The organism is Amycolatopsis sp. NPDC004169 (assembly GCF_040610315.1).
GTDB lineage: Bacteria > Actinomycetota > Actinomycetes > Mycobacteriales > Pseudonocardiaceae > Amycolatopsis.
The window spans coordinates 385,958-400,286 of the sequence record NZ_JBEXMD010000001.1 but is presented as its reverse complement, the minus strand read 5'-3'; the positions used below and the strand labels follow the sequence as shown (position 1 = coordinate 400,286).

Annotated in this window: 14 protein-coding genes; 2 read left to right on the top strand and 12 right to left on the bottom strand. The window is 71.4% G+C overall.

What is annotated here, in order from left to right:
- Positions 1–12 precede the first annotated feature (12 nt).
- The 12 genes from ABZX11_RS01905 to ABZX11_RS01850 all read right to left on the bottom strand — a co-directional run bounded on the left by ABZX11_RS01905 (position 13) and on the right by ABZX11_RS01850 (position 12,381).
- Positions 13–1,293, bottom strand: coding sequence for a hypothetical protein (locus ABZX11_RS01905; protein WP_354908963.1), 1,281 nt, complete (start codon positions 1,291–1,293; stop codon positions 13–15).
- Complete coding sequence (locus ABZX11_RS01900; protein ID WP_354908960.1) at positions 1,287–1,892, bottom strand: ABC transporter ATP-binding protein; 606 nt, start codon at positions 1,890–1,892, stop codon at positions 1,287–1,289. Before ABZX11_RS01900 ends, ABZX11_RS01905 begins: the two co-directional genes overlap by 7 nt.
- Positions 1,889–2,764, bottom strand: a complete 876-nt coding sequence (locus tag ABZX11_RS01895; RefSeq protein ID WP_354908958.1) for an LLM class F420-dependent oxidoreductase — start codon at positions 2,762–2,764, stop codon at positions 1,889–1,891. Before ABZX11_RS01895 ends, ABZX11_RS01900 begins: the two co-directional genes overlap by 4 nt.
- 14 nt (positions 2,765–2,778) lie before the next feature.
- Complete coding sequence (locus ABZX11_RS01890; protein WP_354908955.1) at positions 2,779–3,621, bottom strand: TIGR03621 family F420-dependent LLM class oxidoreductase; 843 nt, start codon at positions 3,619–3,621, stop codon at positions 2,779–2,781.
- A gap of 69 nt (positions 3,622–3,690) precedes the next feature.
- Positions 3,691–5,514 carry a phosphoenolpyruvate carboxykinase (GTP) gene (locus ABZX11_RS01885; protein ID WP_176173934.1) on the bottom strand — a complete coding sequence of 608 codons (1,824 nt, stop codon included), beginning with the start codon at positions 5,512–5,514 and terminating at the stop codon, positions 3,691–3,693.
- A gap of 349 nt (positions 5,515–5,863) precedes the next feature.
- Positions 5,864–6,556 (bottom strand): hypothetical protein, encoded by a 693-nt coding sequence (locus ABZX11_RS01880; RefSeq protein WP_354908952.1) that lies wholly within the window; start codon positions 6,554–6,556, stop codon positions 5,864–5,866.
- Positions 6,557–6,657: 101 nt separating this feature from the next.
- Complete coding sequence (locus ABZX11_RS01875) at positions 6,658–8,496, bottom strand: dynamin family protein (RefSeq protein ID WP_354908949.1); 1,839 nt, start codon at positions 8,494–8,496, stop codon at positions 6,658–6,660.
- A complete protein-coding gene (gene grpE / locus ABZX11_RS01870) occupies positions 8,493–8,879 on the bottom strand; it encodes a nucleotide exchange factor GrpE (protein ID WP_176173931.1) in 387 nt (128 codons plus the stop codon). Before grpE ends, ABZX11_RS01875 begins: the two co-directional genes overlap by 4 nt.
- Before the next feature lie 18 nt (positions 8,880–8,897).
- Positions 8,898–9,512 (bottom strand): TetR/AcrR family transcriptional regulator, encoded by a 615-nt coding sequence (locus tag ABZX11_RS01865; protein WP_176173930.1) that lies wholly within the window; start codon positions 9,510–9,512, stop codon positions 8,898–8,900.
- Positions 9,509–9,988 carry a hypothetical protein gene (locus ABZX11_RS01860; RefSeq protein ID WP_354908945.1) on the bottom strand — a complete coding sequence of 160 codons (480 nt, stop codon included), beginning with the start codon at positions 9,986–9,988 and terminating at the stop codon, positions 9,509–9,511. Before ABZX11_RS01860 ends, ABZX11_RS01865 begins: the two co-directional genes overlap by 4 nt.
- 111 nt (positions 9,989–10,099) lie before the next feature.
- A complete protein-coding gene (locus ABZX11_RS01855; RefSeq protein ID WP_176173928.1) occupies positions 10,100–10,747 on the bottom strand; it encodes a hypothetical protein in 648 nt (215 codons plus the stop codon).
- A 59-nt stretch (positions 10,748–10,806) separates the two neighbouring features.
- Positions 10,807–12,381 (bottom strand): dynamin family protein, encoded by a 1,575-nt coding sequence (locus ABZX11_RS01850; protein ID WP_354908942.1) that lies wholly within the window; start codon positions 12,379–12,381, stop codon positions 10,807–10,809.
- A gap of 140 nt (positions 12,382–12,521) precedes the next feature.
- Here ABZX11_RS01850 and ABZX11_RS01845 point away from each other — a divergent pair, with 140 nt between their 5' ends.
- Together ABZX11_RS01845 and ABZX11_RS01840 are read left to right on the top strand one after the other, a co-directional pair.
- A complete protein-coding gene (locus ABZX11_RS01845; RefSeq protein WP_176178046.1) occupies positions 12,522–13,676 on the top strand; it encodes a sensor histidine kinase in 1,155 nt (384 codons plus the stop codon).
- A complete protein-coding gene (locus ABZX11_RS01840; RefSeq protein ID WP_176173927.1) occupies positions 13,673–14,329 on the top strand; it encodes a response regulator transcription factor in 657 nt (218 codons plus the stop codon). Before ABZX11_RS01845 ends, ABZX11_RS01840 begins: the two co-directional genes overlap by 4 nt.

Below are 14,329 nucleotides of genomic sequence, written 5' to 3'. Positions count from 1 at the left end.
AACGAGCGTAGGTCAAACGGCGGCAGCGAGCAGCACGATGCCGACGACCTGGAGGTCGAGCCCGCGGAAGAGCTGACGGGCCAGGTTGGCGGGCATCGGGCCCATCGGGGTGTCGACGAACCCGGGATTCGCGTAGTCAACGGCGGTGCGGGTGACCGTGCGCAGGATCGACAGCACCGACAGCGGCACGGCCAGCCAGGCGCCGACGGCGAACGACGTCCCACCCGCGAGGGTGACCACGAAGAGCGCTGTCCACCAGACGAGACCCACGCCGGCGAGCACCAGGCCGTGGGCCAGTACCAGCTCGCGGTCGCTCGAACCCAGCCACCGCCGCCGGCCCGGATTGCGCCACAGCTCGCCCAGCCCGCCGCCGAACGGCGTCAGTGCGACGTACGCGCCGATGCCGACCAGGACCGCGCCCGGCACCGTCGGCACCGCGATGTGCGCGACGACGACCGCGAGACCGACCAGCAGCGCGGCACCCGCGTACCGCGCCCGGCCGAGGGTGCCCGCCAAGGCCAGCCGCAGCGGGGTCGGGCGGCGCAGCGAAAACCCGCCGACCGGCGCGGACGGCGGCAGCAGCATCATCGGGTCGAGGAAGGTGACGGCGACCGAGCGCAGCACCCGGCCGTCCCACCCGGCCAGCAGCGCCGCCCGGCCCGCGTGCGACACCGGCTCGCCGCCGAAGGCCAGCGGCAGGGCCGCGACGAGCACCCCCGCCGCGACGAACTGGACGGCCGCCGGGCCCAAGCCGAGCGCAGCGATCGCCAGGCCGAGGACGGCGAGCACCAGCGGGCCGAGCGCGTCGACGCGCACCGGCGTCCGCCTCGCCGACGCGAAGGCCGCCACCCCGGTCGCGACGACGATCGCGACCGCCGCACGCCACTGGTCCAGCCCGGCGCCGCCGACCGCGAGCAGCAGCGCGGCCAGGTAGCCGGTCACCGCGACCACGCCGGTCCACGCGCCGAGCAGCCGCAGCGTGACGACCCGGCCGCGGTCGACCGGGGCGAAGTCGAGCCAGGTCAGCTGCGCCGGTTCGACCCAGGCGAAACCGCGGCGCAGCAGGCCGCGCCAGCCGACCGCGCAGCAGAGCGTCAACAGCCCGAGCACGGCCGGGAAGTCCACAGTGGACGACCCGTAGAGGGCCGGCCGCCAGCCGTCGACGTGGAAGAACGCGGTGAACAGGAACCCGAAGCCGAACAGGAAGACGAAGGTGGCGGTGTCGCCGCTGAAGACCCCGCCGAACCGCTTGCGGCCCGGGATCCGCATCCTGCGCGGAGCCGCGGTCACCACAGTTCGAGCACGCTGTCCGCGGCCTCCAGCAGCGGCGGGTGGTGGGTGGCCACCACGACCGCCGCGCCGGCCGCCGTCGACCGGCCGATCACCTCGACCAGCCACTCCTTGCCCGCGGTGTCCAGCGCGCGTTCCGGCTCGTCCAGCAGCAGCACCCGGTGCGGCCGGGCCGTGACGCCGAGCAGCAGGAGGCGGCGGCGCTGGCCAGCGGAGAAGTGCCCGGACGTCACGCGCATGCGTTCGCCGAGTCCCGCGTCCCGCAGCAGCTCCTCATGGTCACCGAGGTCGGCGCCGAACGAGCCGGACAGCAGCTCCAGGTGCTGCAACGGCGTCAGCTCGGCGAAGAAGTCGGAATCGTCGAAGAGCACCGAGACCTTGCGCCGGAACTCGACGTCCCGCTCGTCCGGCACCTTGCCGTCGATGAGCACCCGGCCCCGCTGCGGCTTCTGCATGCCGTAGAAGCACCGCATCAACGTCGACTTGCCGACCCCGTTGGGCCCGACGATCGCCGCGCATTCGCCGGGGTCGACCGAGAAGTCGAGGTCGTCGAACAGCCACAGCTCGCCGGCCCGGACGCCGAGTGCCTTCGCGTCGATCATTTGAGGTGTTCGAGAACCGGGGCGAACTGGTCCATGTTGTGCTCCAGGACGGTGTAGTAGGTCAGGCCGAACCGCTCGCGGTGCGCGTGGAGCTGCTCGGCAACGGCGGCGGGCGAGCCGACCAGCGCGGTCGGGACCTCGGCGAGCTGGTCGGCGCTCAGCAGGCCCTGGGTCAGCTCGGCCAGTTTCTCGAGCGCGCCCGCGCGGTCGTCGGTGACGTTCACGAAGTGGCAGAGCAGGTTGAACTCGGCCGTGCGGTCGCCGAGCTTCCCGCGGACGAACTCGACCCGCTCCTCGATCTCCTCGGCGCTCGCCGGGGCCAGCGCGGCGCCGTCCGGTGTCTTCGTCGTCCCGGTGAAGCCGATGATGTCGGCGTGCTCGGCGGCCATCGTCAGGATCCGGTCGCCGCGGCCGGCGAGCAGCAGCGGCGGTCCTCCGGGACGCACGGGCGCGGGCTTGTGCTCCGGGTCGGCGTAGCGCCGCTCGAGCTCGATGATCGTCCGTTCGAGGTGGTCGACGCGTTCGCGCGCGGACGGGAACGGCATCCCCGCGGCCTCGAACTCCTCCTTGACGTACCCGGCGCCGAGGCCGAGCTCCAGCCGGCCGTCGGTGAACTGGTCGGTGCCGGTGACGTCGCGGGCCAGCAGCACGGGGTTGTAGAAGGGCGTGTTGAGCACGAAGGTGGTCAGCTTGACGCGCGAGGTGACCTCGCCGGCCAGCACGAGCGCCGGGAACGGCGGCGCCATCCCCAGGTGGTCGGCCGCGCACAGGACGTCGAAGCCCAGTTCCTCGGCCTTGCGGCACTTCTCGACCCAGGCGGCGCGGCTGTCCGGCACGATCATGTTGACACCGAAACGAAAATCCCCAGTCATGACGACCAAGGTACTCAGCGAAGCCGGGCGATCACCGGGGCCAGCCGCTCGAGATCGTCTTCGAGCACGGTGAAGTAGCTGACGCCGAGGGTTTCGCGGGTGCGCAGCAGCTGCTCGGCCCCGGATTCCGCGGAGCCGACGAGGACCGTCGCCAGCTCGCCGAGCTCCTCGACGCCGAGGTGCGGCACCAGCTGGTGGGCTTCCTCCAGCGCCGCCCGCCGGTCGTCGGTGATCCGGACGAAGTGGACCATCAGGTTCAGTTCGACGTCCCGGCCGTCGAGCACCCGCTCGACGAAGGCGGCGCGCTCGGCCAGCGCGCCGGCACCGGCCAAGGCCAGCCGTCCCTCGGCCGCGCCCGGCGCCGTGCCGGTGAGGGCGATGGTGTCGGCGTGCGCGGCGGCGAAGGTCAGCATCCGGTCGCCCCGGCCGCCGAGCAGCAGGGGCGGCCTCGGCCGGCCGTCGAAGGTCCGCTCGATCTCGGTGACGACGTCGACGAGCCGCCGGAACCGGTCGCCGGGCGTGCCCCAGCCGACGCCTGCGGCTTCGAACTCCTCGCGGACGTACCCGGCGCCGATGCCGAGCTCCACCCGGCCGCCGGTGAACTCGTCGAGCGCGGTGACGTCCCTGGCCAGCAGCACCGGGTTGCAGAAGCTCGCGTTGAGCACGTAGGTGTTCAGCCGGATCCGCTCGGTGGCCTCGGCGGCGAGCAGCAGCGCCGGCACCGGCGCGACCCGGCCGAGGTGGTCGACCACGCCGACGACGTCGTAGCCGAGGTCCTCGGCCCGGCGGCACTTCGCCATCCACTCGGCCCGCGAGCCGGGCACGTACAAGGCCACGCCGAACCGGAACGGTCTCATGGCCGCGAAACTACCCGGAAAGGGAGAAGGGGACGTCCCGCGGGACGTCCCCTTCTCGCCTCAGTGCGTTCAGCCGAGGCGCTGGGCCAGCGCGTCGAGCTCGTCACGCAGCGACGTCGGGACCTTGTCGCCGATCTTCGCGAACCACTCCTCGATCAGCGGCAGCTCCTCGCGCCACTCCTCGGGCTTGACGTCCAGCGCGGCCTGGATGTCCTCGATCGGCTCGGTCAGGCCCTCGGTGTCGAGGTCCTCGGCGCGCGGCACGAAGCCGACCGGCGTCTCGACGGCGTTGCCCTTGCCCTCGACGCGCTCGATGACCCACTTGAGGATCCGCGAGTTCTCGCCGAAGCCCGGCCACAGGAAGCGGCCGTCGTCGCCGCGGCGGAACCAGTTGACGTAGAAGATCTTCGGCAGCTTGTTCGCGTCGGCGTTCTTGCCGAGGGTCAGCCAGTGCTTGAAGTAGTCACCGGCGTGGTAGCCGAGGAACGGCAGCATCGCCATCGGGTCGCGGCGCACGTTGCCGACCGCGCCGGCCGCGGCCGCCGTGGTCTCCGACGACATCGTGGCGCCCATGAACACGCCGTGCTGCCAGTCGCGGGCCTCGTTCACCAGCGGCACGGTGGTCTTGCGGCGGCCGCCGAACAGGATGGCCGAGATCGGCACGCCCTTCGGGTCGTCCCACTCCGGCGCGAGGATCGGGCACTGCGACATCGGCGTGCAGTAGCGCGAGTTCGGGTGGGCGGCCTTCTCGCCCGACTCCGGCGTCCAGTCCTCGCCCTTCCACGAGGTGGCGTGCTCGGGCTTGTTCTCCATGCCCTCCCACCAGATGTCGCCGTCGTCGGTCAGGGCGACGTTCGTGAAGACCGTGTTGCCCTTCTCGATCGTGCGCATGGCGTTCGGGTTGGTGTGCCAGTCGGTGCCCGGCGCGACGCCGAAGAAGCCGAACTCCGGGTTCACCGCGTACAGGCGGCCGTCTTCGCCGAAGCGCATCCAGGCGATGTCGTCGCCCAGGGTCTCCGCGCGCCAGCCCGGGATGGTCGGCTGCAGCATGGCGAGGTTGGTCTTGCCGCAGGCGCTCGGGAACGCCGCCGCGACGTAGTGGACCTTGTCCTCGGGCGAGATCAGCTTGAGGATCAGCATGTGCTCGGCGAGCCAGCCCTCGTCACGGGCCATCACCGACGCGATGCGCAGCGAGTAGCACTTCTTGCCCAGCAAGGAGTTGCCGCCGTAACCCGAGCCGTAGCTCCAGATCGCGCGCTCCTCGGGGAAGTGCGAAATGTACTTCGTTTCGTTGCAGGGCCAGGAAACGTCCTGCTCGCCCGGTTCGAGCGGCTTGCCGACCGAGTGCAGCGCGGGCACGAATTCGCGCTCGCTGCCATCCGGCGCGATGAACTTGTCGAGCGCCGCCTTGCCGGCGCGGGTCATCACGCGCATCGACGCGACAACGTAGGCGAAATCGGTGATTTCGATACCCAGCTTGGGATTCTCGTCGCCGAGCGGGCCCATGCAGAACGGGATGACGTACATCGTGCGGCCGCGCATCGAGCCGCGGAACAGCTCGGTCATCGTGGCCTTCATCTCGGCCGGGTCCATCCAGTTGTTGGTCGGACCGGCGTCCTCGGGACGCTCCGAACAGATGAAGGTCCGGTCTTCCACGCGGGCGACGTCGTCGGGGTCGGAAGTGGCCCAGAAGGAGTTCGGCTTCGACTTGAGCTGCACGAACGTGCCCGCGTCGACCAGCTCCTGGTTGATCCGGGCGGCTTCTTCGTCAGACCCGTCGACCCACACCACCCGGTCCGGGGTGGTCAGCTCGGCGACCTCCCGGACGAAGGACAGCACGCCAGTGTGCGTCGTCGGCGCGGTGTCCAGTCCGGGGATGGCGACTGCGGTCATCTCTACTCCTGACTTCCGACGACAAATGCGCCCGCACCGGAACGACGTTGTCCCGGTGCGGGCGTCATTGCCGGCGACCGAATGGCTTCGCACACCGGCTGGCGAACCGGTGTGGATGTTTTGGGATTCCCCGAGAGTAGCCGCATGACCGGCAAGTAACCGAGAGCTGACGTGTAGGTTCTCTCACAAGAACGATAAGGGAATCGATTCAGATGTCACTTGATCGGTGCATTCGGTGAAAATCTTCCGGTGGCGCGCGACACAGCTGTGACCTGCTCGTTTTCATTGAAGACATGAAGAAAGCCCGGGGCCGCAGCCCCGGGCTTTCAAACTATGACGTGGGTCACTTTCAGTTCGGCGAAATCCACTGCCCCGTGCCGGAGTCGATGCGCGCGACGCCTTCCAGCGTCTGCGTGCCGGCCTCGCCCCAGGCCGCATCCGCGGCGGGGTCGCCGTCGTTCACCAGTCCACTGGAGACTTCGGTCCACTGGCCGGGGCCGGAGTGCTCGAACGTCGTGGTCGTGCCGTCGGACTCGGTCTGCACCGCGATGTCCGCTTCGCCGTCGCCGTCCTTGTCGGTGAAGGCGATGGTGCCGCCGCTCTTCGTCTCGACGATGGCGGTGTCGTTGTGGCCGTCGTGGTCGGTGTCGATGGTCGCGACCCCCGCGTCCACCTCGCCGTCCGGCAGGTCGGCGTGGATGTGGCCGCCGGAGCTGTCGTCCCGGCCGGTGCCGGAGTCGTCGTGGCCGCCGGAGCCGCCGTCCTGGACCCACTGGCCGCTGGCCTCGTCGTAGACCGCCTGCTCGACGACCTTCCCGTTCTCGTCCAGCACGGCGTAGTGGTCGGCCTCGCCGTCGTGGTTCGTGTCGATGAAGGCCTGGGCCGAGCCGTCGTCGTGTTCGATGATCGCGGTGTCGTTCACCCCGTCTTCGTTCACGTCGTAGTTGCCCTCGGCCTGGTACTCCTGGCCGTCGACGTGGACGGTCATCGCGTCCGGGCTGCTCGCGTCGGTGTCGCTGCCGCCACTCTCGTCGACCCACATGGGACTTCCCCCTTCGAACCGGGTAACACGCTCCGACCTGCTGTCTGAGGGTATGACTCACCGTAGGCCCGTTCGGTTCCGCTCCACAACCGGACGGGTGCTCAGGCGGTTTTGTCCCGCAGCGCCCGGATCCGCGTCAGGAAGGCTTCGGCGCGCTCGCGGCCGTCGCTGACCTCTTTCAGCCGCTTCGACACGACGGCGATCTTCTTGGCCCGCTCCTGCGCGCCCATCTTGATCGTCTTGTCGACTTCCTTCAGCTCGGCCTCGATCGCGTCGATGCGCCGGCCCAGCGCCTCGTCCAGCGCCATCGACAGCTGCTGCTCGGCCTCGATGAGCTGCTCGGCGACGAGCTGGTCGAGCGTCGAGCGGGCGTCCGCGATCGCCTCGACCAGCCACTGCTTCATGTGCTGCTTGTCGGCCGCGTGCTTGCGCGTGCGGGCCATCCACCAGCCCGCGCCGAGGCCGATGATGATCGTCGCGGGCAGCACGACCGGGTTCAGGATCGCGACGCCGGCCAGCGGCAGCGCGGCGACCTTGCCTGCCCCGACACCGCCGGAGATGCCCATGAAGACGAGCAGCTTGTCCTCGGCCGTCGGCGGCTTCTTGTCCGGCGGCCGCAGCACCACCGGCGGCCCGCCCGCCCTGGCGAACTGCGCGCGGATGACGTCGAGCTCTTCCGGCGAGAACAGCTCCGCCAGCGAAACGTTGGTGACCTGGTTCAGCCGCTGCGAAAGCAGCATCGAGATGCGCTGCGACGTCGTCTGCAGCGCGATGTCGACCTGCTGCGGCAACGCGGCCAGCTCGTCGCGCTTGGCCGCGTCGATCAGCTGGCGGAAGTGGGTCTGCGCGTCCCGCATCTGCCGGCTGCTCTCGTGCCCGACCTCGACGCGGGTGCGCTGCACCTCGCCGCGCAGCTTCAGCTGCCAGCCGCGGGTCGAGCTCCGGCGTTCGGCCTGCAGCTGGTCACGGCGTTCGCGCAGCTGCTCGGCCTCGGCCTCACCCGCCGACAGCGCGCGGCTCTCGGCCTGCAGCTTCGCCTTGAGCTCGCCCAGCGCACTGGACAGCGCGCGCAGCGTGTTGGCCTCACCCAGCATCGCCGACCGGCCGACGAGCAGTTCCTGCAGCGCCGTCTGGATCGCCGCGACGCCGGACTTCTCCCGCAGCATCGCGGCCATCTGCTCGTTGGGTGCCTTGGCCGCGGTCTCGAACATCCGCGCCGACACCGGGTGGAACACGGCGTCGGCGAAGCGGGGCGCGTGCTCGCGCAGCAGCTGCTTGTCGGCCTCCATGACCTCGCGCCAGCCGCGGAACATGTCCACCTTGGTCAGCGCGAACACGACTGTCTCGACCCGCTCGCCGACGTCACGCAGGAACTGCAGCTCGGTCGAGGTGAACGGCGCCGAGGCGTCGACGACGAACAGCAGCGCGGTGGCGCCCGCGGCGGCTTCCTTGGCGAGCTCACCGTGCATCGAGTCGAGGCCGCCGACGCCCGGCGTGTCCACCAGCGAGAGGCGTTCGAGCAGCGGCACCGGCCCGGTGACCTCTACGTACCGCGGCGGGAGCTGCCCGGGCGGCAGCTCGTGCGCGGCGGACACCCAGTGGATCAGCTGGCCGAGGTCGATCGGCACCGGGGCGAGCTGGCCGGGGTAGCAGGCCTGCGCGCCCCAGGTGTCCGCGTGGTCGAACACCAGGTAGGTCGCGGTGGCCACGTCGGCGTCCACCGGGGACAGCCCCGGCATCGCGAGCAGGGCGTTGACCAGCGAACTCTTTCCGCGGTTCGTCTCGCCGACGACCACGACGGCCGGCTTCTTCGGCCGGGCCTTCCGGATGTCCTCAACCCACTTCGCGGCGGCGGGATCGGCCTCGCGGACGACGGTCAGCAGCTGGTCTCGGGTCGCGGCGACCTGCGCGGGCAGGCTCGGCGCGGTCGGTGCGCTCACGGGCTCTTCTTCGCGTAGACGGTGACGATCGGGGCGCGCAGCAGGCGGTCGTGGTCGGCGAAGCCGGCGACCTCGGTTTCCGCGACGATGCCGTCGAGCGCCGGGTCCTCGGTCGGCACCGCGCCGCCGGCTTCGTGGCGGGCCGGGTCGAACCGCTCGCCGTCGGGCCGCAGGGCATGGACGCCGATCGCGGCGAGCCCCTCTTCCAGGCGTTCGACGACGCCACCGCTGCGGGCGCGGTCCAGTGCGTACAGGCACATCCGGATCAGCGCCTGGCGATCCGCGAGTGCGCGCTCGAGATCACTTACCTGCTGCAAGGGGTGCACATCGGTGTCCGACGCGGCGGCGCCGCTGCCGGTTCCCTCCTTGCGGAACCACGCCATGACTCCAGTGTGGCGGACTCAGCCGCCGTCCGGGGGCGGAACCGGGCGAAGGAACCGGATCAGGATCGTCCGGAGGATCGCCTGTTCGGCCGCCAGATCGAGGCCGGGGTCGAGACTGGCCCGCGAAATCATCGCGTCGAGCAGCCCGGCGACCCACCCGGCGACCGCGCGCGGGGGAACGCCGGGGTCGATCAGCCCGCCCACCGAGGCGCGGGTGACCAGCACGGCCAGGCCGTCGCGCAGGGCGCTGTCGTTGCGGTGGATCAGCTGGGCGAACTCGTCGTCGCGGGCGGCCTGGGCGGCGGCTTCCAGCACGAGCCGGACGACCGCGGGGTGCGCGAGCTGGCCGGCCAGTTCGGTGACGACGTCGAGCAGCGCCGACAGCGGATCGTCCGTCTTCGCCGCCGCTTCGAGGCGTTCGGCCGTCTCGGCGGCGTCGTCAGTGAAGATCGCCGTGAAGACCGCGCGCTTGCTGGGGAAGTAGTGGAAGAGGCTGCCGGAGCTGATGCCCGCGGCCCGGCAGATGTCCGCGGTCGTCGTCCGCTCGAAGCCCTTCTCGGCGAAGCAGCCGGCGGCGGCGTCGACGATCGCCCGGCGCTTGGCAGCGTGCTTGGCCGGGTCGACGGTCCTCATCGCTCGACCGGCCGTTCGTCGTGCCAGGGGTAGCCGTGCTCGGCGAAGGCGGGGGCCAGCTCTCGGTTGCGCAGGTCCGTCTTCTCGCGGGCGATCTCGCGGCCGTCGGTGGTGCGCAGGACGAGCTCCTTGCCGTCGAGGTAGACGGCTTCGAGGTCGGCCTCGATGCGGCGGGTCTTGTCGCCGCGGACCAGGGTGACCCGGGTCGGGGAGACGGTGACGACCAGCCGTTCGTGGGCCCAGACCGCGGCGAAGACCAGGCCGAGGACCAGCCCGCAGGCGACCGCGGCCAGCGTCGCCCACGGCTGCGGCAGCCTCGTGAGCACCTTGAACACGCCCTGGAACGGGAAGGCGGGCAGGCCGCTCACCCACTCGGCGATGGCCCAGACACCCACGCCGAGCGCACCCCCGAGGAGCGGGCAGCCGACCCAGGACCCGGTGCGCAGCCACGACGGCTCGTCGACGGTCGTCTCCATGCCGCTCATTATCAGACCGCGCGCTCGGTTTATGAAACCCGGGGCGGATCCCGCGTGATCAGTCGCGGATCTCGCGTGTTTGGGTGCGCATCTCGCGTGATGGGCGGGGCATCACACCACCTGGTCGATCACCTCGCGGAGCACGGCTTCCAGGCCGGGGCCGTCTTCGGCGAGGCGGGAGGAGACGAGGAGCTGGTCCTCGGCCGTGCGGAGCCAGATCGAGCCGGCGACCGAGATCTCGATGACGTTCAGCCGGAACGGGTACGCGCGGCGGCCCAGCCGGACCTCGGCCTCGCGCACCAGCTGGCCGAGCCGCTCGCCGGCGACGATCTGGCGGCGGTAGAAGCCGGGGGCCCACGGGGTGCCGCCCGCCGGCTCGTTCGTCCCGCGCAGGGCGGGGCCCCGGGCGTTGGCGAAGTGGCGGGTCGCGGCCGGGGCGAAGAAGTCGAGCGCCTGGCGCATCGCGGACCCGTGCGCCAGCGCGGGCCTGCCGTACCGGGAACGCGGGCTGCGCGGGTCCGGGTCCTCGCGGTTGCGCAGGAAGGCGAGCAGGTCGGTCCACCAGTCGGCCCACTGCGCCTGGACGGCGGCCCGGTCGATCGCGGCCGGGACGTGCACCGGGACCTGCGGCTCCACCGGCGGCAGCACCTGTCCTTCGGAAACGGACAGTGCCAGGGCGTCACGGATGTACAGCGCGACGTCGACCTCGGTCTCGCTGCTCCACCCGACTCGCCAGGATGTCGTGTTTTCTAGGCGCACGTCTCAACAGTACGCGGGAAAACGGCCCTACCAGCGAAAGTCGGCAAGCAGAAACAAACTCACGCTTCGCGGACCTGTTGCCAGATCAAGAAGTACGCCCGGTGGACCACATGCGCGACGCGGCTCTGCGCCGGCGTCGCCCCGAAGGAGGCGAAGGAGCGCCACCAGCCCGCGCGTTCGAGCGCGTGCGCGGCCAGCTCCGGCCGGGGCGCGCCCGGCTTGCCGAGCTGGGCGCCGATGTCGGCGTTGCTGCCGACCCGCAGCACCTCTTCGGACAGGTCCTCCGGCATGTCGACCGCGCCCGAAGCGACCAGCGTCAGCGCTTCGAGCAGCCGCAGCTGGTGGGCTTCGGGCTTGGCGAGCAGCACCTCGATGGCGTCGTGGACGCGCTGGCGCTCGGCCGGGTCGGCCGACGCGTGCGCGAGCGCGGTCACCGAGGCCAGCGCGGCGGCGGCCTTGATGCCGTCGGCGCGGGCGGCGAACACGATCGACAGCCGCTGGCGGACGGCTTCGAGGCCGGACGCGTCGAGCAGCGCCCGCCGCAGCGCGCCCGCCGTGATCTCCGGTTCCTTGCGGATGGCCTCGACGGCGTGCGAAATGCCGAACAGGTCGAGCTTCTCCAGCAGCCGCAGCCGGGTGCCCGCCGGGACGTCGCACTCCCAGCTCGTGAAGATGTCGGCCGAGATCAGCATGGTCTGCAGGACGTCGTCGTCGAGCTCGGCGAGCTGCCGCAGGGCCTCGGCGTCGGCGGAGGTGAACCCGCCGGACTCCGCGGACTCGGCGATCAGGCCGATCACCGGCAGCACGTCGGCGACGCGCGGCTTCAGCGTCGACGCCTGCTTCTCGGCGAGCAGCGTCGCGGCCTTCCAGACGTCACCGCCGGAGCCCTCGACGGACTCGGGCGCGATGGTGTCGGCCTTGTTGAGCACGGCGATCGCGTTGACCGGGCCTGCCTCGCGGCTCGCCGTGGCCGCGGTGAAGGCGGCGAGGGCCTGCTGGTCGTCCGCGCGGACGCCCTGGGTGACGACGTACAGGACGGCTTCGGCGCCGGCGACGGCGTTGCGCGAGGTGTCGTCGAGCTCGTCCGAGCCCTCCTCGTCCTCTTCTTTGCGGTGCTTCGCCGCACCCAGCAGCTGCTCGGTGCGGGACACCGAAGCGGCGTCGAGCGAGCCGAGGCCCGGGGTGTCGATCACCGTCATGCCCTGGAGGACGGCGTTGGTCAGGTACGCCTCGATGTGCGAGACCTGCTCGATGTCGACGCCCAGCTCGGCGGGGATCATGCCGTCGGCGGCGAACGGGAGCACCTGCTTGCGGCCGTCGGTGAAGACGATCTCCACGCGGTCCACCGTGCCGTACTGGAACCGGGTCACCAGCCGGGTGCACTCGCCGATGTCGGTCGGCGCCACCCGGCGGCCGATCAGGGCGTTGACCAGCGTCGACTTGCCCGACTTGATCCGGCCGGCCACGGCCACCTGCAGCGGCGCGCCGAGCCGCCGCAGCACCTCGGCGAACCCGGCGGCGGTGCGCGCGGAGACCTGCGGCTGCAGGCGGTGGCACAGGTTGGCCACGGACATCGACAGCGGACCCGCGAGCCGGCCCTGCTCCGGTGACGTCACGGCCCCCCTCCCCGTCATGCGGACAACTCCTGAATCGTCCCATGCGCCTCATCCCGAGGTCGCACCCAAGGTGGTACCGCCGACCGACGCGCGATCTCCACCGCGCGACCTAGGGTTGGGTGGTGCGACGGCTGAGCCTCTGGATGCGTGCCCACCCCATGGCGGGCGACTCGGTGCTGGCCGTCCTGCTCGGCCTGTTCGACCTGCTGCTGTTCGCCGTCGACGGCTTCGACGAGATCGCCGAAATGCCGCCCTGGTACATCGCCGTGCCGGTGAACATCGCCATGGTGGCGCCGCTGGTGTTCCGGCGGCGGTCGCCGCTGTGGTCGGCGTACGCCGTGCTGGTGATCGGCATCATCCACGGCACGCTCGAGCTCGGCATCTCCAGCGTCGCCGCGCTGGCGATGAGCATCTACTCGGTCGTCGTCTACGCCGGACGGCGGCAGGGGCTGGTGTACGTCGGTGCCGTCGTCGCCGGGTCGGCCGTGCAGCTGGCCCTCGGTCCGGCGGACGAGCTGGTCATCGCGGCGCTGTTCCTGGCGTTCGGCATCGCACTGTGCTGGACCCTCGGCGAGTTCGTCGGGGCCCGGCGCGCCTACGACGTGGAAGTGGAGGCCCGGTTGCACCTGCTCGAGACCGAACGGGACCAGGCCACCCGGATCGCGGTGGCCGAGGAGCGCGGGCGGATCGCGCGCGAGCTGCACGACGTCGTCGCGCACGCGGTGAGCGTGATGGTCGTGCAGGCCGACGGCGCGTCCTACGCGATCCAGAGCAACCCCGAGCTCGCTCAGCGGGCCCTGCAAACGATTTCCGAGACCGGCCGCGGCGCGCTCGGCGAGCTGCGGCGGCTGCTGGACGTGCTCCGCAGCGACGACGCGGACGGCGAGCCACGGGTGCCGCAGCCGGACGCGCACGCCCTCGCCGAGCTGGCCGACCGGATGCGCACCGCCGGGGTGCCGGTGGACCTGGAGCTCGGCGAGCTCGGCGACCTGCCGGCCGGCGTCTCGCTCGGCATCTACCGGATCGTGCAAGAGTCGCTGACCAACACGCTCAAGCACGCCGGCCGCGGCGCGACCGCTTCGGTGCGGGTGCACCGCACCGGCGACCTGGTGGAGGTGCTGGTGTCCGACGACGGCGCCGGCGCCGGGCAGCTGGTCGCGGCGGGCGGGCGCAATCCCCGGCTGCCGGGCGGCAACGGCTTGATCGGCATGCGCGAGCGCGCACACGTGTACGGCGGAACGTTGGACGTCGGCCCGGCTGCGGGCGGTGGGTGGCAGGTCCGCGCGGCCCTGCCGGTTAGGTTGGACAAGTGATCCGGGTGGTGGTCGTCGACGACCAGGAACTGATGCGCGTCGGGTTCCGCATGGTGCTGGGCGCGCAGGAGGACATCGACGTCGTCGGCGAGGCGGGCGACGGGGCGCAGGCCATCGAGCTGGCCGAGCAGCTGCGTCCCGACGTCGTGCTGATGGACGTCCGGATGCCGGTGCTCGACGGCGTCGAGGCGACGAAGCGGATCGTCGCCGCCGGCACCGCGCGCGTGCTCGTGATGACGACGTTCGACCTCGACGAGTACGTCTACGCCGCACTGCAGGGCGGGGCGAGCGGGTTCCTGCTCAAGGACACCCAGCCCGGCCACCTGGTCTCGGCCCTGCGCGCGGTCGCCTCGGGTGACGCGGTGGTGTCGCCGTCGGTGACCCGGCGGCTCCTGGACCGCTTCGTCGGCACCGGCGGCCCGCCGATGCGGGACACCGCCGAGCTGGACGTGCTCACCGACCGCGAGCGCGAGGTGCTCGTGCTCATCGCCAAGGGCATGTCGAACCTGGAGATCGCCGAGGCGCTGTTCCTCTCCGAGGCGACGGTGAAGACGCACGTCGGGCGGATCCTGGCGAAGCTGGAGCTGCGGGACCGGGTGCAGGCCGTGGTGCTGGCCTACGAAACCGGCCTCGCGCGCCCCGGCATCGCCTGA